Source organism: Rhizobium sp. 01N424, from assembly GCF_056399485.1.
Window position 1 is genome coordinate 1 of the sequence record NZ_JBFTRK010000004.1, and the last position, 25,082, is coordinate 25,082.

At 59.5% G+C, this 25,082-nt stretch carries 27 protein-coding genes and 1 pseudogene; 16 read left to right on the plus strand and 12 right to left on the minus strand.

Translation table 11 applies throughout. From position 1 onward, the window contains the following. A partial coding sequence (locus tag AC1DNK_RS12775) for a hypothetical protein (protein WP_477941430.1) occupies nt 1-423 on the minus strand: 423 nt, incomplete at its 3' end. 501 nt (nt 424-924) lie between these two features. Between AC1DNK_RS12775 and AC1DNK_RS12780 the strand changes: the two genes are divergently transcribed. From AC1DNK_RS12780 to AC1DNK_RS12795, 4 genes are all read left to right on the plus strand, one after another. Further along, nucleotides 925-1,179: a DUF7940 domain-containing protein gene (locus tag AC1DNK_RS12780; protein ID WP_112388073.1), complete on the plus strand. Its 255-nt coding sequence runs from the start codon at nt 925-927 to the stop codon at nt 1,177-1,179. After that, nucleotides 1,154-1,621 carry a lysozyme gene (locus tag AC1DNK_RS12785; protein WP_477941431.1) on the plus strand — a complete coding sequence of 156 codons (468 nt, stop codon included), beginning with the start codon at nt 1,154-1,156 and terminating at the stop codon, nt 1,619-1,621. The genes AC1DNK_RS12780 and AC1DNK_RS12785 overlap by 26 nt, the downstream gene beginning before the upstream one ends. Beyond that, nucleotides 1,621-1,980, plus strand: coding sequence for a hypothetical protein (locus AC1DNK_RS12790; RefSeq protein WP_477941432.1), 360 nt, complete (start codon nt 1,621-1,623; stop codon nt 1,978-1,980). The genes AC1DNK_RS12785 and AC1DNK_RS12790 overlap by 1 nt, the downstream gene beginning before the upstream one ends. 261 nt (nt 1,981-2,241) lie before the next feature. Further along, a complete protein-coding gene (locus AC1DNK_RS12795; protein WP_477941433.1) occupies nt 2,242-2,628 on the plus strand; it encodes a DUF1515 domain-containing protein in 387 nt (128 codons plus the stop codon). Nucleotides 2,629-2,820: 192 nt separating this feature from the next. Here AC1DNK_RS12795 and AC1DNK_RS12800 read toward each other — a convergent pair whose 3' ends face one another. After that, a complete protein-coding gene (locus AC1DNK_RS12800) occupies nt 2,821-3,000 on the minus strand; it encodes a hypothetical protein (protein WP_477941434.1) in 180 nt (59 codons plus the stop codon). A 30-nt stretch (nt 3,001-3,030) separates the two neighbouring features. Beyond that, nucleotides 3,031-3,759 (minus strand): thermonuclease family protein, encoded by a 729-nt coding sequence (locus AC1DNK_RS12805; protein WP_477941435.1) that lies wholly within the window; start codon nt 3,757-3,759, stop codon nt 3,031-3,033. 1,023 nt (nt 3,760-4,782) lie between these two features. Here AC1DNK_RS12805 and AC1DNK_RS12810 point away from each other — a divergent pair. After that, a complete protein-coding gene (locus AC1DNK_RS12810; protein WP_477941436.1) occupies nt 4,783-5,418 on the plus strand; it encodes a hypothetical protein in 636 nt (211 codons plus the stop codon). 142 nt (nt 5,419-5,560) lie between these two features. Here the strand turns inward: AC1DNK_RS12810 and AC1DNK_RS12815 are convergent, their stop codons facing one another. From AC1DNK_RS12815 to AC1DNK_RS12830, 4 genes and pseudogenes are all read right to left on the minus strand, one after another. After that, nucleotides 5,561-5,761: a ParB N-terminal domain-containing protein gene (locus AC1DNK_RS12815; protein ID WP_477941437.1), complete on the minus strand. Its 201-nt coding sequence runs from the start codon at nt 5,759-5,761 to the stop codon at nt 5,561-5,563. A 642-nt stretch (nt 5,762-6,403) separates the two neighbouring features. Beyond that, entirely contained in the window at nt 6,404-6,895 is a 492-nt protein-coding gene (locus AC1DNK_RS12820) for a hypothetical protein (protein WP_477941438.1), read from the minus strand. 219 nt (nt 6,896-7,114) lie between these two features. Further along, nucleotides 7,115-7,249 carry a hypothetical protein gene (locus AC1DNK_RS12825; protein ID WP_477941439.1) on the minus strand — a complete coding sequence of 45 codons (135 nt, stop codon included), beginning with the start codon at nt 7,247-7,249 and terminating at the stop codon, nt 7,115-7,117. A 238-nt stretch (nt 7,250-7,487) separates the two neighbouring features. Continuing rightward, nucleotides 7,488-7,631: pseudogene (locus AC1DNK_RS12830) on the minus strand (helix-turn-helix domain-containing protein); the annotation flags it as partial. 345 nt (nt 7,632-7,976) lie between these two features. On the opposite strand from AC1DNK_RS12830, the gene AC1DNK_RS12835 reads away from it, so the two are divergent. The 5 genes from AC1DNK_RS12835 (at nt 7,977) to AC1DNK_RS12855 (ending at nt 13,376) form a co-directional block, all read left to right on the plus strand. Continuing rightward, entirely contained in the window at nt 7,977-9,134 is a 1,158-nt protein-coding gene (locus AC1DNK_RS12835; protein ID WP_477941441.1) for a Gfo/Idh/MocA family protein, read from the plus strand. A 12-nt stretch (nt 9,135-9,146) separates the two neighbouring features. After that, nucleotides 9,147-10,031: a carbohydrate ABC transporter permease gene (locus AC1DNK_RS12840; RefSeq protein ID WP_442208402.1), complete on the plus strand. Its 885-nt coding sequence runs from the start codon at nt 9,147-9,149 to the stop codon at nt 10,029-10,031. After that, a complete protein-coding gene (locus tag AC1DNK_RS12845) occupies nt 10,028-10,888 on the plus strand; it encodes a carbohydrate ABC transporter permease (RefSeq protein ID WP_112597407.1) in 861 nt (286 codons plus the stop codon). Before AC1DNK_RS12840 ends, AC1DNK_RS12845 begins: the two co-directional genes overlap by 4 nt. Nucleotides 10,889-10,954: 66 nt before the next feature. Next, nucleotides 10,955-12,157 (plus strand): ABC transporter substrate-binding protein, encoded by a 1,203-nt coding sequence (locus AC1DNK_RS12850; protein WP_477831183.1) that lies wholly within the window; start codon nt 10,955-10,957, stop codon nt 12,155-12,157. A gap of 85 nt (nt 12,158-12,242) precedes the next feature. After that, the gene (locus tag AC1DNK_RS12855; protein ID WP_112538258.1) at nt 12,243-13,376 is read left to right on the plus strand and encodes a sn-glycerol-3-phosphate ABC transporter ATP-binding protein UgpC; all 1,134 of its coding nucleotides are present in this window, start codon (nt 12,243-12,245) and stop codon (nt 13,374-13,376) included. 37 nt (nt 13,377-13,413) lie between these two features. Here AC1DNK_RS12855 and AC1DNK_RS12860 read toward each other — a convergent pair whose 3' ends face one another. The 4 genes from AC1DNK_RS12860 to AC1DNK_RS12875 form a co-directional block, all read right to left on the minus strand. Next, a complete protein-coding gene (locus AC1DNK_RS12860; RefSeq protein WP_477941443.1) occupies nt 13,414-13,623 on the minus strand; it encodes a hypothetical protein in 210 nt (69 codons plus the stop codon). A gap of 73 nt (nt 13,624-13,696) precedes the next feature. Beyond that, on the minus strand, nt 13,697-14,797 hold the full coding sequence (locus AC1DNK_RS12865; protein ID WP_477941445.1) for a D-TA family PLP-dependent enzyme: 1,101 nt from the start codon (nt 14,795-14,797) through the stop codon (nt 13,697-13,699). A gap of 1 nt (nt 14,798) precedes the next feature. Continuing rightward, nucleotides 14,799-16,274 carry a M81 family metallopeptidase gene (locus AC1DNK_RS12870; protein WP_477941446.1) on the minus strand — a complete coding sequence of 492 codons (1,476 nt, stop codon included), beginning with the start codon at nt 16,272-16,274 and terminating at the stop codon, nt 14,799-14,801. Nucleotides 16,275-16,304: 30 nt separating this feature from the next. Beyond that, nucleotides 16,305-16,790: a hypothetical protein gene (locus AC1DNK_RS12875; protein ID WP_112514418.1), complete on the minus strand. Its 486-nt coding sequence runs from the start codon at nt 16,788-16,790 to the stop codon at nt 16,305-16,307. A gap of 111 nt (nt 16,791-16,901) precedes the next feature. On the opposite strand from AC1DNK_RS12875, the gene AC1DNK_RS12880 reads away from it, so the two are divergent. From AC1DNK_RS12880 to AC1DNK_RS12905, 6 genes are all read left to right on the plus strand, one after another. Next, nucleotides 16,902-17,288 (plus strand): RidA family protein, encoded by a 387-nt coding sequence (locus AC1DNK_RS12880; protein WP_112388797.1) that lies wholly within the window; start codon nt 16,902-16,904, stop codon nt 17,286-17,288. A 25-nt stretch (nt 17,289-17,313) separates the two neighbouring features. Then, nucleotides 17,314-18,180 carry a MurR/RpiR family transcriptional regulator gene (locus AC1DNK_RS12885; protein WP_477941447.1) on the plus strand — a complete coding sequence of 289 codons (867 nt, stop codon included), beginning with the start codon at nt 17,314-17,316 and terminating at the stop codon, nt 18,178-18,180. Between the two features lie 22 nt (nt 18,181-18,202). Further along, nucleotides 18,203-18,979 (plus strand): SDR family oxidoreductase, encoded by a 777-nt coding sequence (locus AC1DNK_RS12890; RefSeq protein WP_477941448.1) that lies wholly within the window; start codon nt 18,203-18,205, stop codon nt 18,977-18,979. 31 nt (nt 18,980-19,010) lie between these two features. Further along, nucleotides 19,011-20,927 (plus strand): beta-N-acetylhexosaminidase, encoded by a 1,917-nt coding sequence (locus AC1DNK_RS12895; protein WP_477941449.1) that lies wholly within the window; start codon nt 19,011-19,013, stop codon nt 20,925-20,927. Between the two features lie 10 nt (nt 20,928-20,937). Then, nucleotides 20,938-22,374: a M81 family metallopeptidase gene (locus tag AC1DNK_RS12900; RefSeq protein ID WP_477941450.1), complete on the plus strand. Its 1,437-nt coding sequence runs from the start codon at nt 20,938-20,940 to the stop codon at nt 22,372-22,374. A 78-nt stretch (nt 22,375-22,452) separates the two neighbouring features. Continuing rightward, entirely contained in the window at nt 22,453-23,649 is a 1,197-nt protein-coding gene (locus AC1DNK_RS12905; protein WP_477941451.1) for an MFS transporter, read from the plus strand. A gap of 129 nt (nt 23,650-23,778) precedes the next feature. On the opposite strand, the gene repC is transcribed toward AC1DNK_RS12905, so the two are convergent. Further along, entirely contained in the window at nt 23,779-25,047 is a 1,269-nt protein-coding gene (repC, locus tag AC1DNK_RS12910; protein ID WP_477941799.1) for a plasmid replication protein RepC, read from the minus strand. Nucleotides 25,048-25,082 lie beyond the last annotated feature (35 nt).

A 25,082-nucleotide genomic window follows, 5' to 3' on the forward strand; every position in this document is an offset into this window, starting at 1 on the left:
GTTGACGCCATTTTCGTTGAGCACATGCGTGGCGGCAAGTGACCGCTCGCTGCAATACCCACACCGAAGTTTACGGAAATCCATAAGTCCTAGGTCAAGATGAGGATCGAGACCGACTACCTTCCCGACGGTCGTTACCGCCGTCCCAAGAGCAGACAGATCGTGGTCGGTCGGTCGACAGTGATAGGTTGCTTCATGGACGGTCATGGTCACGCGGGAGATGTAGTCTAATACGTCTTCACCATGCGCCCTGGAAAATTCCTCATCGGGTATTTCCGCAAGCGTGCGTCCGGCAATGTGATCAAACCCGGCTACTTTGTTATCGATGCCGAGTGGCTGTATCTCGTGAATGAAGTGGCAAATACCGAGGGACATCGCGACGATGGCCGCCGCGCAGAAAAGTATAGTTCTAAAACTTGGCAAGAATCGACTCCAGGTTCGGCGTGCAGACGATAAGAACGTGAAGCATTGCTCCGAACAGGAGTCGAGTGCGGAACTGCAACACTGCGAACCTCGATGTACGACGGCCCGCTCATCCGACTATTCTTTCTAGCTTTCTCGACAATATGGAGCCTACCATGAACCGAGCGCAATTCTTTGCGAGCGTGCGAACCTCTGTGTTCGGCGGCACGCTAAGCCAGAGCCAGGTTGACGGCATGGACGCCATCCTTGGCGGCTGTGACGTGAAGCTTTGCTCAGGAAGCGAGCGTTAATACCGGGACCGTCAAGGCCGCTAGAGCGGCGACAGCAGCTACGGCAACCTTGATGCGTCGGATGCGCCGAGTACGGACGCCAGTCCAGTCATACGTCATAACCGAAGATCCTCATGATCGACCGCGAGATAATGCTCGCGTCATTTGATTTTCGCAAGCGAGCTAAAGACCACGAAGCTTGCGCGAGCCTTTCCCAACATAGGAGACTTCCATGCTCGTGCCCAATTGGCGCGCGGTGCTGAAGCACGCGTGGAGCGTCCGGCTTATGGTCCTGGCGCTCTGCTTCATCATCCTTGAGCCGATCTACAACTTTGTCGCCGCAACCTGGGTCTCCCGAAATATCTGGATCCAGTTCGGCATGTCGGCCTTTACCGGCCTGCTAACCGTCGCGGCGATCATTGCCCGCATCTACGTCCAACAAAAAGTCTCAGGAGATATGAATGGCAAGCCGCCTGAAGAAGGGTAGCGCGATAGCTGCTGCCGCGATTGCATGTGTCAGTACATTTGAGGGGCTGCGTACCATCGCCTATCGCGATCCGATCGGCATCGCGACTGTCTGCTTCGGGGAGACACGCGGCGTGAAGATGGGCGACAGCTACACCGTCGCGCAGTGCAAGGAGATGCTGGGCGACCGGCTGAAGGAATTCGAGACCGGCATGCGCGCTTGCTTGAAGCAACCAGATCAGTTGCCTGCCGGCGCATATGTCTCCTCGCTCTCGATCACCTACAACATCGGCACTGGCGCATTCTGCAAGTCTACCCTGGCGCGGAAGCTCAACGGCGGCGATATTCGCGGCGCCTGTGACGAGTTCCTGAAGTGGGACAAGACTGCCGGCATTCGTCTGCCCGGCCTCACTAAGCGGCGGATCGCGGAGCGCGCGCTCTGCCTAACCGGGCTGCCTTCCTGATGTTCGGCATTTCCCGAGCGGTGGGAACCGCAATCGGCATCCTCGTCCTTGTGCTGCTCGTGATCGGGTCAGGATGGCTCATCGTGCGCGAGATCCGATCCATGGTGTCTGAGGCGGCAGAGAGCGCTACCGCCGCCGCTGACGCCAAATGGACGGCGAAGATCGAGGAAGCAAATGCTGCCGCCAATCAGAAGGTGGCTGACCAAGCGAAGGCGGCTCTGCAGATCGAGGCCGATGCCAACAGCCGCATCAATGCGGCATCCCGAGAACTCGAAGAATTGAGGAAGCGCAATGCGGCACTCCCGAATGCTGGCGCCGTTGGCCTGTCTGCTGACCGTGGCCGGCTGCTCCCAAACTAAGCCCGAACCTATCGTGGTGACGAAGGTGGTGAGCGTGACCTTGCCGCCGATCTGCAGACGCCCGGCGCCACCGTTGTCGCCAAGGCCGGATCGCGATCTGACGCAGGAAGAGGTCTTCAATAACTGGTCGGCGGATCGCGCGGCCAGGAATGCTGGCGAGACCAGCCGGAAAGCCTGCGTGGACTCGGTGGACGCGGCGCGGGACAAATAGCATAGGCATGCGAAAGGCGGCGGCATAGAATGGCATCAAATGACGACATCATGCGGGTGCTCGGCCGCCTTGAAGAAGGCGTTTCGAGGCTCCGAGAAGACTTTTCGGAAGAGAAGGACACGGCGCACGAAAGCCGATCGGTGATCCACCGGCGCCTTGACGAGCATGCCCAGACGGTCGGAAAGCTTGAAACCACTGTTGCCATCAGCGGACAAGTCGAGGCGCAGCTGCGGGATCAGATTGCAGCCTTGGATGAGCGCATGAAAAAGAACCAGGCGGAGGTTGCTCCGACCATCGAGGAGTGGAAGCGGATCAAGGCGCTAGGTTGGGGCGTGAGCAGCCTGCTCGTGATCGCCGGGGTATCCGCGGCATCGATCGCATCCATTGCCTGGGATTGGTTTGCTGCCGTCGTGAGGCATTGGCTCAAGATTGCATAAAGAGGGCTCGCCACTCACTACACAGGCGAGCCCTTTTGCAACTTAGGCTGTAATCCTACGCTCGCCGCTAGGCTAGCTAGATAGGGCGAGAAGTGGCCAGGCAAGTCATTCAGAAGGGGTAGGAGCGTCAGGGCATTGCTGCATATCTGGCGTATGAACACCGCCACTGTTGGAGGGAGTGCCAGCAGCGCATCAACGCGGCTTCAGGCGCATCGGTTCCTTGTGCGGATAATGTTCCCAGCACCACCAGCGGGTTTCGATCGCCGCCGCCGACGAGAAGCCGTAGCCTCCCCATTTCGTACAGCCAGCATGGCAGCAATAATGCTCGTGGTGACCGGAGGTCGTTTGTTGGGGTCGATCGAGATCACCCATCCTTGCTTCCCCTCTGATCATTCGCTCGCATCAGATCATGATACCGCTCTTCCACCCGACGCATAGCCTCTCGGCCTTCGTCGATGAAGCCCGATTGCGGCATGACGATCTTTTTCCGGACGTGGGTAGCGAGCAGGTTCCACATCCATCTCCTTCGGTCCCCCGCTTGCATGAGCAGGCAACTTTCGTGACGGCCGGCTTTCCTGAAGAGACAATCTCAACCAGGCGTTTGCTTGCTCTGATGCCAAGCTCACGCTCATTCTCACATCTCGGTTCGAATTTTTCAGGTGTATTGAACCCGACAAGTCTGACCCGAGTGCCGTCATCCATCTTGATGGTGTCGCCGTCGGTGACGGAAAAGCTCCGCGATAGCGATGATGAGGTGATGCCTGTGAGCACTTGGGCGCTAAAGTTATCGACAATCTGACGGCCTAACGCCGCTAGCATGATGACGACTAATATTGCGGCGATGAAGAGTAGCCTCTGCTCGCGGTAGCTGAGGCCCCAGAGTATGTTCCGATGCGGCTTACGAGGTGCGAAATTGCTTGTGACCAAACGCAAGTCGGCGTCACCTTTGATCATTGTCAATCGCTTCAAAGTCGCCAGCTGCTTCTCGCTGAAGCGCGTCTTTGTGCCGTAGCGTTCGATCTTCCGCCGCATGTCCTGGAGGAAGTCACGCTGCCATTCAGACATCCGTCTTTCTCCAAGGACGTCGTCAATACGGCTACGGAAATATGTGACCTCGACCTCTGACAGCATGGCTCGCCTCCCGAGTTTTTACCAACATAGCTTTGGCGCGCTAAATTGCGGTATCAACAGTGCCTACAATTTTACCGAGCTTCATTGGCACAACGAGACATATGGCCCCTTCCCCCGAGGGGATGAAGCTCAAAGTGAGATTGGCTTTGGATAATTCCTGAAAACATCGACAAAGCCGGAGCTTCTGGAACCAATAGAAGAGGGAGGACAGGCATCGGCAAGGAATGAAGTTTCCGTCTCATTTGACTTTTTGATGCCTATCGAAACCGAATGCGCTTGGATCCTCGTTATGAGTTGCGAGTATGTCTCCGGAGACGTCGTAAACTGCGCTCAGCCAGCAATTCGCATTGAAGACAGTGCACGCCCCCGATCCTGCCCCGGTCGAGATGCAGCCCGAGGACGCGCGCAACGGGTCAGCAAGAGGAGATTGGACCCAATATTAGCGAAGCCATGAGATAGTTTACTGCGTATTCGCGTTAGATCGATAGTCGCCGTCATTTTTTTCAAATTGCTTGCTATCTGTGCATTGGACGAGTTGCTGATCAATGCCGGGCACGACGATCAACCCCTTCGATGGGCAATTGACCTCGCGAAACTTTCTCACGCCTGCTTTCGTAGGTGCTATCGAGGTCCGGCTGTTATTGTCGGACTTCTGTGCCGTCGCTTGACGATCGGTAATTGCAGAAGGCTCGCCGGATCGATTTGCACGGCGAGCCTTTTTCGGTCGATCGAGAAGATCGATCTGGCCAAAGCCTTTTGACCCACACCACGCTAAAATCCACGTTCCACCTCTTGGAAAAGGCGTACGTGTTGCTTTTTTGGTGTGTAGATTTATCGCCGGATTTAGGTCGGATCGAGCAGTAAGGGTTCACCTTCAATCTGGTCCCCGCAAGGCGAACCACCCCGGGTTACATGCCGTTGCAAGTTCGTGAAGGAACGTGCTTGTCCACAGCTGCGTTTGGCTGACGGTGGCAATCGCGCGCTTGTCATGCGATTGACTGAAACGGAATCGCTGACGAGGACATGATGGCTTTCGATTTCGGCATGCTTCCGATTGCGCTTGCGGCGGCAATCGTCACCCCATCGGCCGCGCCGCAGGACACGTCCCCGCCGATGCTGCCCTTCGGCATTGCGCAGGACATGCGTCCCTCGGCGCTTGGCTGCGAGGCGATCGATGGCGGCAGCAGCAGCGCGGATGCGACCGGACAATATGTCTGCAAGGGGGCCCCGGAAGCCAGCAGTCTCTTCAACGAGTATATTCTCGCCTATGTGAAGGGCACGGGAATCTGCAACATTTCGGCGGTCTCGCCTTATATCGCCGGCGACGAAGATGGCCGCAAGACGCGCGCCCTGTTCGCCAAGGCCTACCAGCTGATGAGCCGCCAGCTTGGAAAACCCGACGAGACCGTCGATCATGCCGAAGACGGCGAGCTGCGCGACAACAGTCAGTTCGAGGCCGCGATCATCAACGAAGACAGGCAGATCTTCGACCAGTGGAACGATCTGTCGCTGCGTTTCGGCAACGCGGAATCCGCCAGCCTGACGATATCGGGCAGCGAGGATCTCGGTCTTGCCGTCTATGGCATCTTCCGTTTTGCCGGCAATGACGACTGCCTGCGCAAGCTGGAGCTCGCGACCGGACGGTCGGCCGGAGAGTGATCGCAGCATCGTGCGACGGGATCACGATCATCGGCCTGTCCGGGGCGATCTCGCACTCGGGATAAAAGGTCAGCAAGGCGTCGAGGACGGCAGCGCCCGGTCCTGGATTCCAAGCAATGCCCTCGCCTAAACAGTGCCTTCTCTATGAGGGAGAGATCCTGCCGGTCGAGATTTTCCTTACCCTGGGCGATGACGAGTTCTTCGTGCTGAGGTTCAGGACGACAGTTCGCACCTTCACCGACAGCTTTACAGCCGCTCGCAAGCGGCGCCGGCCATAGGCGATCTCATAACGGCCAGACGCCGTTGCGTGCGGTCGAACGAGGACGGGTGGGATGCCCCCCATTTCGCCGGACAGATCAGGCAGAAGCGATGGAGCAATCCCGGCATCGTTCGCACCAGCAAGCTTTCAGCTATTACAACAATGCGAAACGCTGCAGCGGGAAGGCGGCGCGCCTGCTTTCCTGACAAACGGGGCGCTATCGGTGGCGTGACCGCTCCACCATACTCGACAAGTCCACCTTCTTGCCGGCGACGTCGGCAACAATTTGAAGCTTACCACCCAGTGACTCCACATATTCCAGCGAGAGCAGAGACTGAATCTTCCGATCGAATAAGCTCCCGGGATTTCCGGTCGCGAGATCTTCCATGATCTCGAAATAGGTGACCTTCCGAGGCCGCCTGCTCTCTGGCTTCCGATGTTCCGCAGCGAGAAGGGCTTTCCTCGCCCAAAGCGTCTGCCTCGTTGGCACGCCGATGCAGCCCGAAGACCGTAGAATGTTCGCCTTGAATGTCGCCATGCGCCCCCGCCCGCGAAGGCCCCTGAGCATCGAGATTTGCGCCCCTGTCTTGAACCTAATCCGCCTTCAGTACGAATCACACATACCGGCGATTTGGCAACCTGAGTGCCGATAAGCTGCCTTATCGGAAGGCATGAATAGAAAGAAAGAGGGCTTGATTTCAGCGCCGCCGACAGCACCCGGTGACGTTACAAAGTTCCACCCCGCCGCCTGATGAATTCCATGGGCCAGCCGAATGGCAGTGAAAACTCGTTTGCGTCGAGACAGTTACGCAACAAAAAGGCGATTTGCCAGAGGCCACCGTCTTCTTTACCTGCCGCGCAAGATTTCGGACTGCCCAACCTTCTGAAGTAGCAATCTGTGGAGTGGATTTCCTTCGACAATGCCGAGGCCGACGACGTAGCCTCCCCGGAGCTGGAGACGATCCTTGGCTTGATCTCGGAGTTATCGACGATCACAGCTTCATCGGCCAGCGCCAGAGCTTGCGGCAGATGATCGAACGACCCCTTATAACGACGCCGGATCGCATCTTCTGGAATATCATGGCCGCCTAGCGCCACCCTAAACTGCACGCGCTCGATGTTTCGTTCGACGTTATCCAGGGCGACGTAATACAGGTCGATGCTAAACCCGGCCGCCTTGGCCTCGCGCATCAGCCGGATCGACTGCTTGCTGCTCAATGTCGTTTCGAAGATGAAGGATTCTCGCCGAGCAATCTTGTCGGCGATAAGCTTTAGCGCGGCCTCACCAGCCTACCGATCCACACGCTTCTCGCCCGGCGCCAGCGTTTTCGCGATTTCGTCAGCGTTGATGTACTCGCCTTCGAGGTTCAGCTTCCCGAAGGCCGACGTCTTACCAGAGCCGTTTGGGCCAGCCAGAATAGTGCATATCGGCATGGATTATCGCGTCATCACTTTACGGACGACAACTTCAGGCTCTTTTGCTTTGGCGGGAGGGCGATCGACAGGCTCTGAGCAGCTCGGTTTAAGACCTATCTTGCGGCCAGCTTCACGAGCCTCGTAGCCGATCTTCATCAGCTCCTCATAATTCTATGAAGTTTCTGCAGCAGCATCTCGATCTCCTATGGGGTCGATCGTATGACCTTTGTTGAGAAACGGCAAATCCGGCGCTTAGTTTGAAGCGCCTCGCTGGTTCAGCCCGAGGGGTTCACTCCATATCGGCGCCCAATCTAAAGGCGTCGTAGAGAACGATGTCTTCGAGATGCACCAACTCGCCGTCGATCCACAGCGAGGCACAGGCGTCGGCGAAATTTTCGATCCCTCCTTGCCTGTCCTTGCATGGGTATCGCTTGCCGTTCGCACTGTCCTTGCGCGAGATCAACCCGGCCTCGACCAGTGCCGCCAGGTGCCTGCGTAGGGTCGTCCCGGTAATGCCATGCGCCCGCCCGCTTAACTGCCCAAAACGCTGCAATATTGCATCGCAACGCGGCAGTTGGCGCCGCAGCGGCATGGCTTGCCGAACGCCGACCCCGGGCGTAGTCTGAATTGAACGGGCATTTTCCTGAAAACTGTTTTCGGGCGTAACTGGTGCCGGAAATAGAAACCAGTTTCACTTATCGCGCAGCGGCCGCCCCACCGGCTGCAAATTGTGCTCGCGTTTAAACCGCCAAAACTGCGCCTAGATCGTATATGATGAAAATAAATTTCATCAATGCGCTTTCAGGCCCGTTTTCGGTTGACGGCCTCTGATTTTTGTCCCAACTTGAAGAAAATAAATTACTAAATTGGGAACGTCATCGGGATGAAAGTGGGAATCATAGGGCTGGGATTCCGGCTCGGCTACCTCGGCCATGTCTTCACGGCAATCGACAGCAGCTTCGAAATCGTCGGCTATGTCGATCCGGAGCCCGCGGGCCTTCCGGGGTTGCAGGAAAAGGGCATCTCCGTCGGCAAGGCCTATGGCACGCCGCAGGAACTGCTTACTTCCGAAAAGCTCGATCTCTTGATGATCGGCTCTCCCAATCACATGCATCTCGATCACATCCGCCTCGGCCTTGAATCCGGCCTCAAGGTTTTCTGCGAAAAGCCGATCGTCACGACGATCGCCGAGAGCATCGAGCTCGCTCACCTGATGGCCAAGTTTGGTCATGAGCGGCTGATGGTCGGTCTCGTTCTGCGATACTCGCCGCTCTACAAGGACCTGCGCGCTGTTCAGGCGGAAGGCAAGCTCGGTCACATCGTTTCCATCGAGGCCTCCGAGCATATCGAGCCCTATCACGGCGCCTTCTTCATGCGCGACTGGCGCCGTTACGAACGCTATTCCGGCAGCTTCATGCTGGAAAAATGCTGCCACGATCTCGACCTCTATAATGGTGTCGTCGGCGCCCGGCCGGAGCGCGTTGCCAGCTTCGGCGGCCGCAAGAGCTTCACGCCCGCCAACGATCCGGCCCGCGAGGGCATCAACGACCTCGAACTCTTCCATCGCAAGCCGAGCGGCTGGATGGGATCCGACAAGGTGTTCGACAGCGACGGCGATATCATCGATTACCAGGTGGCGATCGTCGAATATGCCAATGGCGTCGGCATGAATTTCCACACCAACCTGAACGTTCCCGACCAGTTCCGCCGTTTCGCGATCATGGGATCGCGCGGTATGGCGGAAGGCGATTTCGTGCGCGGCTATCTCGATGTCCACGAGCAGCTGACCGGCAAGAAGGTCTTCGAGACCAAATATGCAGAAACCGAACTCTCGCAGCATTACGGCGCTGACGAACAGATGGCCGCCGATATCCTTGAGAGCGTCCGCACTGGCCTCGAGTTGCCTGTCTCGACATTGAATGCATTGGAAGCCGGCATTCTGGCGCTTGCCATGGATGAGGCGCGAATGAAAAAGACGATCGTCGACTTGCGTCCCGTCTGGGACCGCTTCGACGAAGCCCTTCACGCAAGAGCGGCTTGAGGAGGGCTGGAGATGGGTGTTCAACGCAGCACAATCATCTTCGCCTGGCTCCTTCTCTTTCCGGCCGTCCTTTATGTGACAGTCATTGTCGCCTATCCGCTGCTTGACACGTTCATCCTGTCATTCACCGACGCGTCGCTGAAGAAGACCACCAACTGGGTGGGCTGGGTCAATTACGGCAAAATTTTCAACTCGACCTTTGCCGAGGTCATCATCCGGACCTTCATCTGGACGTTCTTCTCCGTGTCGATCAAGATGATCATCGGCGTCTTCGGCGCCACGATGCTGAATTCCGCCGTGCCCGGCCGGGCGCTGTTTCGCGTGCTGACCATGCCGCCTTGGATCGTTCCGATGGCGATCGGCATCTTCATGTGGGGCTGGATGTATAACGGCCAGTTCGGCATGATCTCCGGCATGCTGCAGCGCTTCGGCCTGGCGTCGGGTCCCGTCGCCTTCCTTGCCGAGGGATCGACGGCCTTCTGGGCGACCATCATCACCGACGTCTGGATCGGCGTGCCGATGGTGACGCTCTACATGCTGGCGGCCATGCAGGCGATCCCGCAGGATCTTTACGAAGCGGCCTGGACCGACGGCGCCGGACGTTTCTATCGCTTCCGCCGCATCACCCTGCCGCTGATCGTGCCGTCGATGATCACCATGTCGATGCTGTCGCTGATCTCGACCTTCAATTCCTTCGACATCATCTGGATCCTGACGCGCGGTGGCCCGAGCGGCGAGACCACGACGATGATCATCGACACCTACAAGACGGCGATCGGCTCCAACAAATATGGCGAGGGCGCTGCCCGCGCCGTGCTGATCTGCATCTTCCTGTCGATCTTCTGCGTCTGCTACTTCCGCATCACCAGCCGTCTTTCTTCCGGAGACAAGCGATGAGAACGCCGCATCTGCTGATCAACCGCTACAAATGGTACGAGATCGTCGGCATCTATGCCGGTATCCTGGTGTTCCTCACCTTCGTTCTCGCTCCCTTCGTCGAGGGTTTCCTCGTCTCGCTGAAGCCGCTCAGCCAGCTGTTTTCGTCCCCCTATCGGTTCATTCCCGAAAACGGCTCGTTCGAAGCCTATCGGACCATGTGGGTGAGCGTACCGGGCTTTGCGCGCTACATCTTCAACTCCTTCTTCATCTCGACGATCGTCACGACGGTGGTGCTGATCCTCGTCGTCCCGGCCTCCTATGCCTTCGCGCGCTTCGAATTCCGCGGCGCCGGGCTGCTGCTCGGCGCGTTCCTGGCGGTCAACATGTTTTCGGGCGCCGTTCTTCTCATCCCGCTCTTCCGGCTGATGCGCTCGTTCGGGCTGCTGAACACCTATTTCGCCATCATGGTTCCCGGCATCGCCTTCCTGATCCCATCGGCGATCTGGCTGCTACGCACCTATATGATGCGCATCCCGCGAGAGCTCGATGAAGCGGCCTTCGTCGATGGCGCCAGCCACTTCTATACGCTGCGCCGGGTCATCCTGCCGATCGCCATGCCGGGCATCACCGTCGTTGCCATCACCACCTTCATCGGCTCCTACGCCCAGCAATTCATCTACGCCCTGACCTTCAACTCCAAGACGGAATACGCCCCTCTGCCGGTCGGCCTGTTTGCCTATTTCGGCCGCCAGGAAGTCGTCTGGAACGAGTTGATGGCGGCAAGTTTCGTCGGCATCGCGCCGGCGATGATCGTGATTTTCTTCCTTCAACGGTATCTCGTCAGCGGTCTGACCGCGGGCGCGGTGAAACAGTAAGACAAAACTAAACCACCAGAGAAAAATGGGAGCTAAAAAGTGACGATTCAATTCAAGACCGGCCTCATGGCCCTTGCCCTGCTCGGCTCCACCGCGCTTGGTACCATGACCGCCCATGCAGCTGACCAGGAAATCAGCTGGATCTATTGCGGCGACAAGATCGACCCCATCCATGAAAAATACATCAAGGAATGGGAAGGCAAGAACCCGGGCTGGACCGTCAAGCCTGAAGTCGTCGGCTGGGAACAGTGCCAGGACAAGGCAACGACGCTGGCTGCGGCCGGCACGCCGGTCGGCATGGCTTATGTCGGCTCGCGCACGCTGAAGGAATTCGCGCAGAACGACCTGATCGTTCCAGTTCCGATGACCGACGAGGAAAAGAAGAGCTACTACCCGAACATCGTTGACACCGTCACCTTCGACGGCAACCAGTGGGGCGTGCCGGTCGCTTTCTCGACCAAGGCTCTCTACTGGAACAAGGACCTCTTCAAGCAGGCCGGTCTCGACCCGGAAACCCCGCCGAAGACCTGGGCTGAGGAAATCGCCGACGCCAAGGCCATCAAGGAAAAGACCGGCATTGCCGGCTACGGTCTGCCTGCCAAGACCTTCGACAACACGATGCACCAGTTCATGCATTGGGTTTACACCAACAACGGCAAGGTCATCGACGGCGACAAGATCGTCATCGACAGCCCCGAAGTTCTCGCAGCCCTGCAGGCCTACAAGGACATCACGCCCTACTCCGTCGAAGGCGCAACCGCCTACGAACAGAACGAAATCCGCGCCATCTTCCTCGATGGCAAGGTCGGCATGATCCAGGCAGGTTCGGGCGCTGCTGCCCGCCTCAAGGACACCAAGATCAACTGGGGCGTCGCTCCGCTGCCGCTCGGCCCTTCGGCCAAGGGTGAAGGCACGCTGCTGATCACCGACAGCCTGGCCGTCTTCAAGGGCACGGGCGTCGAGGAAAAGGCGGCCGAATTCGCCAAGTACATCACCTCGCCGGGCCCGCAGGGCGAATACGAGCTGCAGGGCGGCGCAGGCCTCACCCCGCTGCGTCCGTCGGCGAAGGTTGACGAATTCGTCAAGGCCGATCCGTCGTGGAAGCCGTTCATCGACGGTATCGCCTTCGGTGGTCCCGAGCCGCTCTTCACCGACTACAAGGGCTTCCAGAACTCGATCATCGAGATGGTTCAGTCCGTCGTGACGGGCAAGGCCGAACCGGAAGCCGCTCTGAAGAAGGCTGCCGGCGAAATCGAAGCCTTCAAGTAAGCCGTATCAGGGGATCGCGGTCACTCGGCCGCGATCCTCACCGACCAACCTCATGCGCGTTCAGGCCGGGACCGGAGACAGATTTTTGGGACAGCTTCAGCTCAATAAAGTTCAAAAATTCTATGGCGACTACGAAGTTCTGAAAGGCGTCGAGCTCGACGTGAAGAACGGCGAGTTCGTTGTCTTCGTCGGACCGTCAGGCTGCGGCAAGTCCACGCTATTGCGGATGATTGCCGGTCTCGATGCCACGACCAAGGGCGACATCGTCATCGACGGTGTGCGCGTCAACGAGCTGCCGCCCGTCAAGCGCGGCATCGCCATGGTCTTCCAGTCCTACGCGCTCTATCCGCATATGACGGTGTTTGAAAACATCGCCTTTCCGCTGCGTGTCGAGAAGATGGAAGAGGAAAAGCTCAAGGCGCGCGTCGAAAACGCTGCCCGCATCCTCCACCTCGAAACCCGCCTGCAGCAGAAGCCCGGCATGCTCTCGGGCGGACAACGCCAGCGCGTCGCCATCGGCCGCGCGATCGTTCGCGAACCGAAAATCTTCCTCTTCGACGAACCACTGTCCAACCTCGACGCGGCATTGCGCGCCGACATGCGCATCGAGCTTGCCAAGCTGCACCGGCAGCTGAAGGCCACGATGATCTATGTTACCCACGACCAGGTGGAGGCCATGACCATGGCCGACCGCATCGTCGTGCTCGATTCCGGCAATATCTCGCAGACGGGCGCGCCGTTGGAGCTTTATCACAAGCCGGCAAACCAGTTTGTGGCCGGCTTTATCGGCAATCCGAAAATGAATTTCCTGCAGGTCACCTGCAAATCCGTCAGCGATGCGGGCGTGACGGTCGATTATCGCGGCCAGACGGCGACATTGCCGGTCGCCCCGCGCGACGGGATGGCCGGGAAGACGCTGACGCTTGGCATCCGGCCGGAGCATGTGCAGCTTGCAAATGGCGACATCTCGCTGACGGTGACGCCGAGCGTCATCGAGCGGCTGGGCGCCAATACAGTTGCCTATGCCGCGCTCGGCAGCGAAACGGAAAACTTCTGCGCCATGCTGCCCGGCAGCGTCGGCATCCGCGCCGATGTTCCCGTAACCGTCGGCATCAACGCCGTGGACTGCCACCTCTTCGACGAAGGCGGTATCGCCTTCGAACGCCGGGTGGAACTCACCGAAATCGATATGAACCTGCTGTCTCCGGCGACAGTCTAAGGATCGCAATCGGACCGCGGCAGCGGTCCGATCCCGGCTATTCTTCGATCAGGCCGTCATAGACTTCCATCAAGGCGTCGGTGATCGCCTGCCCGAGTGCGGCGCCGGCGGCACGGACATCGTCCTCGTTGCCTTCACGAGCAGCCTTTGCGAGCTCGAAACCCTGGTCGCTGACGATTAGTTTGGCGACCTCGATTGCCCACTGGCCGAAATCACCGCGATTTCCAATCTGCACTTGCTCTTCCACGCCACTCTCCTTCGCTCGATGAACCTCATCTAGCGAATGCGGCAGCGTGCGCAAGCAGCAATTGACCGATCAGTTACCAGACGAGGCCGCGCGCAGCGACTTCCTCGACGCGGGTAACGACGCCGCTACGGTGGAAGACCATCGTGTCGAAAAGGTTCGAAACCACGCAAGTGTGATTGGGGATGATGAAGATCTTCTCGCCGATCTGCGGCCGCGGCCCTGTGCAAGCCGAGAGGTCGATGACGCCATGCTCTTCCGAGAGGCTTGCAATCCTGGCTTCCGGATAGCCGACGACAACGCCGAAGTCGCTAAAGCCCTGGAGATCGGAGGTTAACGCCTTCGAGCCGGCATCGATGACCGCACGATCGGCATTCGGACGTGAGACCACGGTCGCGACGATATGCATGGCGCAATCGTCTTCCGTGCAATGGCCCATGCGGACCATCTGCCGGTCGTTATAGATATAGGTTCCGGCGCGATGCTCCGTCGCCGACTTGACGAGATGTGCGTCGAACAGGCTCGGCGTGCCGCCATTGCTGACGATCGGGCAGGCGATGCCCTGCGCCGAGAGGAGCGAAAGGGTCGACTGGATGAAAGCCTCGACGGCATCGGCCGATTGCGGCTTGGGATAGGTGAGAATGCCGCCGAAGGTCAGCCCGTCGGCCGCAGCGATCCGCTTGGCAAGCGATGCAGCCTCCTCCGGCGTCTGGACCCCACAGCGGCCCGCGCCCGTATCACATTCGACCAGCACGGTCAGCGGCCGGTGGCCGGAGAAATGCGCCGCCAATCCGTCGATCGTCACCTCGCTATCGGCAACCACCTTCAGTCCGGAGATCCGCTCATTGAGAGCGCTTAGCCGCTCAAGCTTCTGCGGCCCGAGGATATTGAAGGTGATCAGGATATCCTCGAAGCCAGCTTCGGCGAAAACCTCGGCCTCGGTGACTTTCTGGCAATTGATGCCCTTGGCGCCGGCCGCCACCTGGGCGACGGCGAGCGCCGGAATCTTGTGGGTCTTGATATGCGGGCGGAAGTTCAGCCCATGCTGATCCATATAGGACTGCACCCGGTGGATGTTGGCGGCCAGCTTGTCTTCGTCGATAACAGGGCGGGGGGTCGAGAGATCCGCGATCCTGTCACCAGCCTTGGCGACGACGGCAAACTGGTTGTCATGCATCTCAGGCGGCTCCGCGTTCGGTTCCATGAGGATCGGCCACGATCGGCCAGATGTTCTTCGGCGCCCGGCGATAGGCCGTCGTCGCCGGATTATTGGGATAGGGCGTTCCCGCGGAGCAGTAAAGGATCTCGGCCGCGATCTTGGAGAAGGACGCGAAGAAGTGGTTGGTGGACTTGATCACCAGAATCTTCTGCTTCGCGGGATCAATGCCCATCACCGAGAACAGGCTTGGATCGAAGCTCTGGGCGCGCGTCGAATTCAGAATGATATCGATGCCATCGAGCACGATATGCGCGGAATCGCCGAAGGGCGCCAGGCTCTCGCCGAACTGCATCTCGGCATTCTTCACCAGCTTGACGATCTTAACGGTGCCGTCGACAGGATTGCCGGTGCCGGGTGCCGATTTGGCGCCGAAGCGGAGCGGGATCTCGGCCCCCTCGCCCGCCGCAAAACAGATCTGCACGGCGACCGGATCCCAGATCGTGCCGATGGCAGCACTCTTGACGCCGCGGGCGATCAGCTCTTCGAGAATGACCGTCGCGTCGCCGGCCGTACCGCCGCCCGGATTGTCCCAGACATCGGCGATCACGACAGGCCAGGCCGTTGCGGCAAGTGCGCGGGACACCGCTTCCTTCTCGTCGATCTGCGGCACCATGAAGGTGCCGCGCTTGGAGAACAGCTCCATGCCGAGTTCGCGCGCCAAGGCGGCGCCCTTTTCCGGCTTGTTGTTGGTGACGACAAGAAGCTTGGTGCCCATCTCGGGCACGTCGCCGACCATGAAACCATGCACGACCGAGATCGACAGGACATCCGGGTCGTCCCTTTCGATCTTCATGATCTTGTCGACGAAGGAGCGCATCGGATCGCGCGAGGTCGGGAAGACATCGATCATCCGGCAATCGAACACCGAATTGACAGGCTTCACCCGTCCCTCGAGCGCATCGACGGCGATCCGCCACAGGTCTTCGGCGCGATCGACGAAATCGGTATGCGGGAATTCCTTGAAATAGACGGCGAAGTTAAGCGCTTCGATACGCTTCTTCGTGAGGTGGCTGTGCGGATCGAGCTCGGCACAGATCAGCACGTCAGGCCCGACCATTTCACGCATGCGGGAAAGCAGATCGCCTTCGGTATCTTCGTAGCCGGCAGCGACCATCGCACCGTGCAAGCCCATGACGATGGCATCGACGGGCAGCGCAGCCTTCAGCTGGCCGAGGATTTCGTCGCGCAGTTCCTCATAGGTGTTACGATTGACGAGACCGGCCGGGTCCGCCCAGGTCGCGGTCCCCTCGATCAGCTCCCAGCCTTTTTCGGCGGCGACACGGCGGCCGACCGTGATCGGGGCGGTGCAGAGGGTCGGCGTTTCGGGATGCTGGCCGGGCGGCGCATAAAGCGAGGCCTCGAAAGCGCGGCGGTCCACGCAGATCGGTGAAAAGGTATTGGTCTCGGTCGCCAGTGCTGCCGTGAAAATGCGCAAGTGATTAGGCCTTTTAATGTCGGCCCCGCGTCAACCCATCGGGTTCGGCAGGTAGCCGGTGAAACCGCAGATCTTCCACCGTCCTTCGTGGAGCCTGCAATAATAGAGTGTCTGCCACTGCATGATGTCGCGGCTGCCGTCGCTCTTCGTCAGGCCGCCGTCGAACTTCTTGCGAACAAGCGCCATGTCGCCCTCGATCTCGATGTGTTCGAGCGTCGTGGTGGTGAAGATTGCGGTGCGGGTATCCTCGGCAAAGCTTTGCGTGGCGAAGTCTTTCGCCTGCTTCAGCCACTCGTCGCGATAGGCTTTCAGCGTCGGAAAAGCGAGGCGCCATTTGTCCGGGCTGACTTCCTTGCGGCCATCGATGCCGATGAAGCCTTCCTCGACGAAATCATGCTCGACCGCGGACCAGTCGGCGGCCAGAAAAGCGTCGATATCGCGGGGAACAAGCATCTCCCAGATGCTGTGCCTGGCGGTATCCGAGGACGGGAAAGGATTCTGGAAAGGATCACGCATGGCCGCCCTCGATTTAAATAGTTTTCATAAATGGCGTTTTTCGCTGGTCAAATTCTGCTTTCTATGGTCACTTGTCAACTTATCAAGAAAATAATTTGCAAGGAACCGGGCATGTCCATCAAACGCTATGGCACTGTTCAAACCGGCGCCGGTGGTAAGGCGCTGCCGTTCGCACGCGCTGTGGAAGCCGACGGCTGGCTCTATGTTTCCGGCCAGGTGGCGATGGAAAATGGCGAGATCATCGACGGCAATATCATTGCCCAGACCCACAAGACGATCGCCAATGTGCTCGCCATTCTCAAGGAAGCCGATTACGGCGTCGAGGACATCGTTCGCGTCGGCGTCTGGCTCGACGACCCGCGCGATTTCTGGACCTTCAACAAGATCTATCAGGAATATTTCGGCGAGCACCCGCCGGCCCGCGCCTGCGTCCAATCGTCCATGATGGTCGATTGCAAGGTCGAGATTGATTGCGTCGCCTATAAGAAGAAAGACTGAGAGCGGCGATTACGGGGGGACCGGCTTGGATATCTTTTCCACATTGCAGGAAGACAAGAGCCGGCTCTCAGCCTCCGAGGGCCGCATCGCCGAGATCATCGTCAATGATTTCGAGTTTGCGGTAAACGCCTCGATCATCGAGCTCGCCGAGCGCGCCCAGGTTTCCCCGCCGACCGTCACCCGCTTCTGCCGGCGGCTTGGCTGCGAAAGCTTCTCCGACTTCAAGGTGCAGCTCGCCCGCACCGCCCATATCGGTGTGCGCTATCTCAAGCCGGAATCGAAGAGCAGCGATCCGGCCGACGTTGCCCAGGACATCATCACCAAGGCCCAGAACGCGCTGTTCCTGCTGCACCGCTCGCTGGATCTGACGGCGATCGAGGCGGCTGTCGCGCTGATCTCCAAGGCGGAAATGATCTACGCCTTCGGCTCCGGCGGCAATTCCTCGATGATCGCCGACGAGCTGCAGAACCGTCTCTTCCGTCTCGGGCTGCGGATTACCGCCAGCTCCGACCACAGCATGCAGCTGATGATGGCGGCAGCGGCCAAATCCGGCGACGTGATCATCGGCTCCTCCTTCTCCGGCCGCAATGCCGAGCTGGTTCGCTCCTTTGCTCTGGCACGCGAGGCCAAGGTGAAGACCATCGCGCTGACGCAGACCGGCAGCCCGGTTGCCAAGGCCGCCGAGATCGTCGTTCCGATCGACCTGCCCGAAGGCACCAATATCTACCGGCCGACATCGACCCGCATCGCCTATATCGCGACGGTCGATATTCTTGCGAGCCTCGTCGCCTATGCCATCCAGCCGAAGGCAACGACGACGCTCCGCCGCATCAAGCAGCAACTCGTCGCCCACCGTGACGGCACCGACGACCGGCAGCTGCTTGGAGACTGATTGACATGAGAGGACAGCAGCAATGACGCAATCGGCGGCCATCGTGACGGGAGCAGCAGGCGACATCGGCGCGGCGATCGCCGCGAGACTGGCCGAGGATCACGACATTGTTCTGCTGGCCGATATCGATCCGAAAGCTGCGGCAGCAACCGCGGCGAAACTCGGCAGCGCCGATCGTTTCATCCCGGTCGAATGCGACGTCACCAGCGAGAGCAGCGTTGCAGCGCTCGCCAGGCGGGCAGCAGAGATCGGAACGGTCCGCACGCTGGTCAACAATGCAGGCGCCGCCCGCGCCGTCAGTCTGCATGACACGACGCCGGAGATCTGGCGGGCGGACAATGCGCTCAATCTTGAAGCAGCATTCCTGACCTTCCGGGCCGTCGAGGACCAGCTGAAGGCGAGCAAAGGATCGGTCGTCAACATCGCGTCGGTCAACGGCATGAGTGTTTTCGGGCATCCGGCCTATAGTGCCGCCAAGGCGGGGCTTCTGCATTTCACGAGGCTGGTGGCCGTCGAGTACGGCAAGTTTGGTATCCGCTCGAATGCGGTGGCTCCGGGTACGGTCAAGACCCAGGCCTGGGAAGTCCGCGCCGCGGCCAATCCCAATGTCTTCGAGGATGCCCGCCGCTGGTATCCGCTGCAGCGTGTCGTCGATCCGAAGGATGTCGCCAATGCCGTCGGCTTTCTCGCCGGACCGCTGGCGGCGGCGATCACCGGCGTCTGCCTGCCTGTCGATTGCGGCCTGACGGCCGGTCAGGCAGAGCTCGCCCGCACCTTCTCCCAATCCGAGCACTATTGAAAAATCATAAGAGAAAACGAGAGGAACAGAAATGAAACCGGTTTACTACCGCCTGGAAAACAGCTGGAACCCGGATGGCGGCCCGAACGGTGCATTCACCTTCACGCTCTTCAATCTGTCCGGCGAGCCGCTTTCCGGTTTCAAGCTCGTCTATACCTCACTTACCCGCGTCATCGATGCAGCAGCCTGCGGCAACGCCATCTTCCTGCGCCGCAACGCCAATTTCCATGAGTTCGGTCCGCCCGCCGGTCTCACGCTCGCACCCGGCGAAAGCTGGAGTTTCACCGTCGCCGGCCTGCACCGCAAGGCGCAGCACTGCACCGACGGCGCCAAGTCCGCCTACCTGACTCTCTCCTCGGGCAAGCATGTGCCGGTCGCCGTGTCGGACCTCTTGCTGGAAGGCCGCACCAGCGAGCCGCCGCCAGAGCTTCTGCCGGAAGGCCGCCTCGATCTCCCCTTTGCGCTTCAGCCATGGCCGGCCGAGATCACTGCCACACCGGGCGACGGCTTCCCGGTCGTGCTCTTTCCGCAGGGTGCCAACATCGAGGAACTCACAGCCATCTCGACGGTCATCTCGCTCACGAGGCGCCTGTTCGAGAGCGATCACTCGGTCTTCAATCTTGCCGCCTCGCCGCAGGGCCGCCCGCTGATCTTCAAGACGGATGCCGCCCTTGAGGCAGAAGCCTATCGCCTGGATTTCACATCCGGCAGCGTGACGCTCAGCTATTCCGGTGCTGCCGGACGCCAATATGGCCTGACTTCGCTCGCCCAATTGCTGAACGGCGCTCGCGTCACCAAAGACAAATTCCGTTTCCCAATTTCAGGGACGATATCGGACAAGCCACGTTATGGCTGGCGCGGCTGCCATCTCGACGTCTCGCGCCAGTTCTATCCGGTTGCCGACGTCAAGCGGCTGATCGATATTCTCGCCTGGTTCAAGCTTAACATCTTCCATTGGCACCTGACCGATGACGAGGCCTGGCGTCTGGAGATCAAGGCCTACCCGCAGCTGACGGCGGCTGGCGTTCTGCGCGGGCCCGACGAACCGCTGCTTCCACAACTCGGCAATGGTGCCGAGCCCACCGGCGGCTTCTATTCGCAGGACGACATCCGCGAGATTGTCGCCCATGCCGGTTCGCTGAGTGTCGAGGTCATTCCCGAGATCGACATTCCCGGTCACAATGCGGCAACGCTCGTTGCACTGCCCGAACTCACCGACGGCCAAGAAGCGCCCGACAGCTATCATTCCGTTCAGGGCTATCCCAACAATGCGCTGAACCCCGCCATACCGATGACCTATGAATTCCTGGAGAAAGTTTTCGACGAGATGGTCGAGCTTTTCCCCTCCTCCTACATCCATATCGGCGGTGACGAAGTGGCAAACGGCTCGTGGCTTGCCTCGCCGCTTGCCAAGAAGCTGATGGAGAAGGAAGGCATCTCAGGCACGTTCGGGCTGCAGTCCTATTTCCTGAAGCAGGTGAAGGCGATGCTCGACAAGCGTGGCCGCAAGCTCGCCGGCTGGAACGAGGTGGCCCATGGCGGCGGCGTTGCGGCAAAGAACAGCCTGCTGATGGCCTGGGAAAATCCGCAGGTCGGTATTGAGCTCGCCAGGGAAGGCTATGACGTCGTGATGACGCCGGGCCAAGCCTATTATCTCGACATGGTTCAGGCGACAGCTTTCCAGGAACCCGGTGCCAGCTGGGCCGGAACGGTGCCGCCCGCCCATACCTACGCCTATGAGGCGGCAGGCGAATTCCCGGAAGAGCTCAAGGATCGGCTGAAGGGTGTTCAGGCCTGTATCTGGTCTGAGCATTTCCTGTCGCGCGGCTATTTCAACCGTCTCGTCTTCCCGCGCCTGCCGGCTATCGCGGAGGCGGCATGGACGCCGAAGGCCGCGAAGGATTGGCATCGCTTCGCTGCCATCGTTCCGCTGAGCCCGATGCTCTAGGATGACAGCGATGCGGATTGCGATCGGTGGAATTCACACAGAATGCAGCACCTACTCGCCGGTGCTGATGACCGTGGATGATTTTAAGGTGCTGCGGGGGGAAGAGCTCCTCGGCGCGGCCTATTTCGACTTCGTCCACGAGAGCGGTGCTGACCTGCTGCCGCTGCTTCACGCCCGCGCCGTGCCCGGGGGCCCGGTGTCGCGCGTCGCTTACGAAGCCTTCAAGTCCGAGTTCATCGAGAGGCTGAAAGCGGCGCTGCCGCTCGACGGCCTCTACCTCGCCATGCACGGCGCGGTGAATGTCGAGGGCATGGACGATGCCGAGGGCGACTGGATTTCGGCAGCCCGCGCTGTCGTCGGCGATGCCTGCATTGTCGCGGCGAGCTACGATCTGCATGGCAATGTCAGCCAGACGATCGTCGACCACCTGGATATCTTTGCCGCCTACCGCACAGCGCCGCATATCGATGTACGCCAGACGATGGTCCGTGCATGGACAATGCTCGTTGATGCGTTGAAGACCGGCGAGCGGCCGGGTGTCGCCTGGGCGCCGGTCCCGGTTCTCTGGCCCGGCGAGCGCACCTCGACTGAGGACGAGCCGGCAAAGGGGCTCTATGCCAGGCTGCCCGAATTCGACGCCCGCGACGGAATTCTCGATGCCAACCTTATGATCGGTTACGTCTGGGCTGATGAGCCGCGCGCGACGGCCTGCGCCGTCGTGACGGGCAAAGACAAGGCTGCGGCTATAAAGGCGGCAGAGGAGATTGCTCTCTCCTATTGGGATGCACGCGCCGATTTTCGTTTCGGCCCGGTCACCCGTCCATTGGACGAAGTCCTTGATATCGCTCAGAATTTATCGTCACGTCCGGTTATTCTTGCCGATTCTGCGGACAATCCGACCGGTGGCGGCGTCGGTGACCGCGCGGACGTTCTGCGAGCCGTTCTGAGCCGCAATCTGACCGGCGTTCTCTTTGCCGGCATCACGGATCGCCCGACGGTTGACGCATGTTTTACTGCAGTAAACTCTGCAAGGGTAACGCTATCGATCGGCGGCAGCCTGGATCCGTCGAGCCAACCGGTCAATGTGGAAGCGGAAATCCTGACCCTCGACGACCCAGGCATCCCTGCCGACCGGCAGGCCGTTGTGAGGATCGGCGGCGTGACGGTCGTTCTTGCTGCGCGCCGGCGCCCCTACCACAATATCGCGGATTTCACCCGCCTCGGCCTTGATCCCAAATCCGTAGGACTTCTCGTCGTCAAATCCGGCTATCTCTCGCCGGAGCTGGCCCCGATCGCAAACCCCAACCTGATGGCTTTGACGGATGGCGTGGTTGGGCAGGATATCGAAAACCTTGTCAGCCTGCGCCGGCAGCGTCCAGCCTTTCCATTCGATCGCGATTTCGCCTATACGCCGGAGGCGCGTCTTTCCGCTTCCTGGAAAGATTGACAACAACATACGGCGACTGTCCATATCGGGTGGCTTCATCCCCGCCCGGCCTGTATTCGCCAGTCTTCGATGAAGAACATGAATCGCCTTATCCCCGACGTCTTCCGCAACCCGGTCATCCGGGTGAGCATGCTTGCGATTTTCACCTTCGGCTTTGCCGGCGCGACGACCTCGCCCTACCAGTCCGTCGTCGGTATTCGAGAGCTGGGTCTTTCGAACGCGCTTTATTCCGCACTGATCTTCGCGGCCGCAACCGTCAATGTCGTCGTCAGCATCCTGCTGGGCAATCTTGCAGACCGGCTGGGCGAATACCGGACGATGATGCTGATCGCCGCGATCTTCGGCATTGCCGGTTACGGCGCCATCTATCTCATTCCGACCGAACAGGTCTTCGTGTTGAGCGCTCTTCTCATCCTGCCCGTCTATAGTTCGCTGAGCTCGCTGTTGTTCGCCAATGTCAGAGCGGCGACCGGAGACATGAACAGAAGCGATATCGCGACCGTCAATTCGGGCGTGCGGGCGATGATCTCCCTCTCCTGGGTTCTGGTGCCGGGGCTGACCGGCATTCTGCTCTCCGGTTCGCCGACCATGCTGCCCGCCTATCTCTTTGCCTGTATTTCCTGTGTCGTCTGTCTGGCGTTGATAGGGCTGTTTCTGCCACGGCAGAGCGGCACCGACCATGCGGCCACCCATCATCTCTCCTATCTCGCTGCGCTCGGGCAGGTCGTTTCGCCGAAGATCCTGAGCCGCGTCATAGCTATAGCCTTGATCAGCAGCACGCTTCACGTCAACGGCGCGATCCTGCCGCTGGTGGTCACCGGCGCTGCGCATGGGACCGTTGCCGATGTCGGTGTCCTCGTCGGCATTGTCGCCTTCCTCGAGGTCATCTTCATCATTCTCTGGTCGCGGCTGCTGAGGGTGATCAGCCAGCTGACGGCTCTGGCCGCGGGAACGATCATTTACACCGTCTATCTCGTGCTGCTCGCCCTCGCCTCCGCGCCCTGGCAGGTCTACGCCCTCACCCTTATCAGCGGGATTGGCGCAGCCGCCCTGATCAGTGTTCCGATCACCTATCTGCAGGATCTGATCGCCGAGCGTCCGGGCCTCGGCAGCGCGTTGATCTCGGTCAACATATTCCTCAGCGCCGGATTGAGCGCCTTGCTCTTTGCTGCGGGGACGGCTCTGACAACCTATTCCGGGACGGCATTCGTCGGTGCGATCTCGGGGATGGCCGGGCTCGCTCTGCTGCTCTTTCTCGATGGACGCCGACGTTAGGCTAAACGACTGGATTCGCTTGGATTTCAGTCCATATGGCGCTCTCATGGCCTGATTTCCCGACGTTCCAATCGTTGTTTACCCGATGTTTTCCTAGCGCAACGGAACTCAATGAATAGTTTGCTTCCATCATTGGGTAATAGGTTTTGGCGGGCCTGCCGCAGGCTCCGATATGTTCGCCCGTCGCAAAGCGGCAAGCATTGGCCATGTGTTGAACCGCCCCTCCCCGGCGCGGCGCGATAATGTCCGCAAATAGCCGCCTGGAGACGCAATCGTACTACCCTTCTGGAATATGCAGGCGATCGCGACAGCCGTATTCTGCACGCCCATCCTGCTGACGGCCTGATGATAGGCGGATGGATCGATTTGCAGCATGGTGCTGACGATGGTGCTGGCGCTGATCAGATCGCTCCACGTTCGAACACTTCCTCCCGGTCCGTAAAGAGCGATATCGGGGCAGGTTTCGGTCACTGTGGTGATCGGATAGGTAATCGAAGCCTTCCCGGGTAGCAGCCTTTGTCCTTCTAAAGCGTTGTCGCCGAGATCAGCGGAGTTTACTGCGGTCAACCCATCCCCGGCATTCGTAACCGGATGTTCAGATTCAGAAATAGATTCAGATTCTGATATCTGTATGTGCCGCTCATTCTGTAAGGCATTGGCGCTCGAATTTTCGGTTTTAATCTGTGTTTCCAGTTGCTTGACGATTTCGGCGCGAAATTCCTCGAGCTCGGCCAGAACCGAGGCGATCAGATGCGGGGTTGCAACGCGTGGCAGCTTGTTGAGGATGGAATGAAACGCCTCATCGATCGCCCACCAGTCGCCATCGGCCGACTCGGCGATCGCAGCTGTGATCAGCTTCGAGATATCGCGCCTGCAAAGGGTGAGCTGTTCCTTGATGGTCTGCAGATGCAATTTCTCGGCAGCGACCTTGGCTGCGAGACGTGCGATTTCCTCAGCGCGGGCAAGCAGCGGCGCTAACGAGAAACCATAGGCATCCCGGATTTCGCCCTGACGGTCCTTGCGCGCATAACGCTTACCATTCGGACTGTCCTTGCGGAGCACCAGGCCGGAGGCGATGAGAGATGCCATATGCCGCCGCACCGTCTGCTCGGCCATGCCGTGGCATCGAATTGAAAGCTGGTTGTTAGATGGGAACACGACAAGGCTGCGCTCGGCAGAGAGTTCGCCATGTGGATAGAAGCTCAGAAGCGCATTCAGCACCGCGAGCGCCCGGTCGGAAATATCGAGCAGAGGTTTGGCTTCGCAGAGCGCGCGATAAATTTTCCACTTGTCGACCGAGGCACTGCTCTCGATCTTTTGGGCCCTCACCTGGCTTGCAAGCATGCCAAGCGTCATCGGCCGCCGCCCAAAGGGCGTCGTCACACTTCCACCATCCATTTTCTTCGCCTTCTTCAAGGCAAAAGATGTCAGCT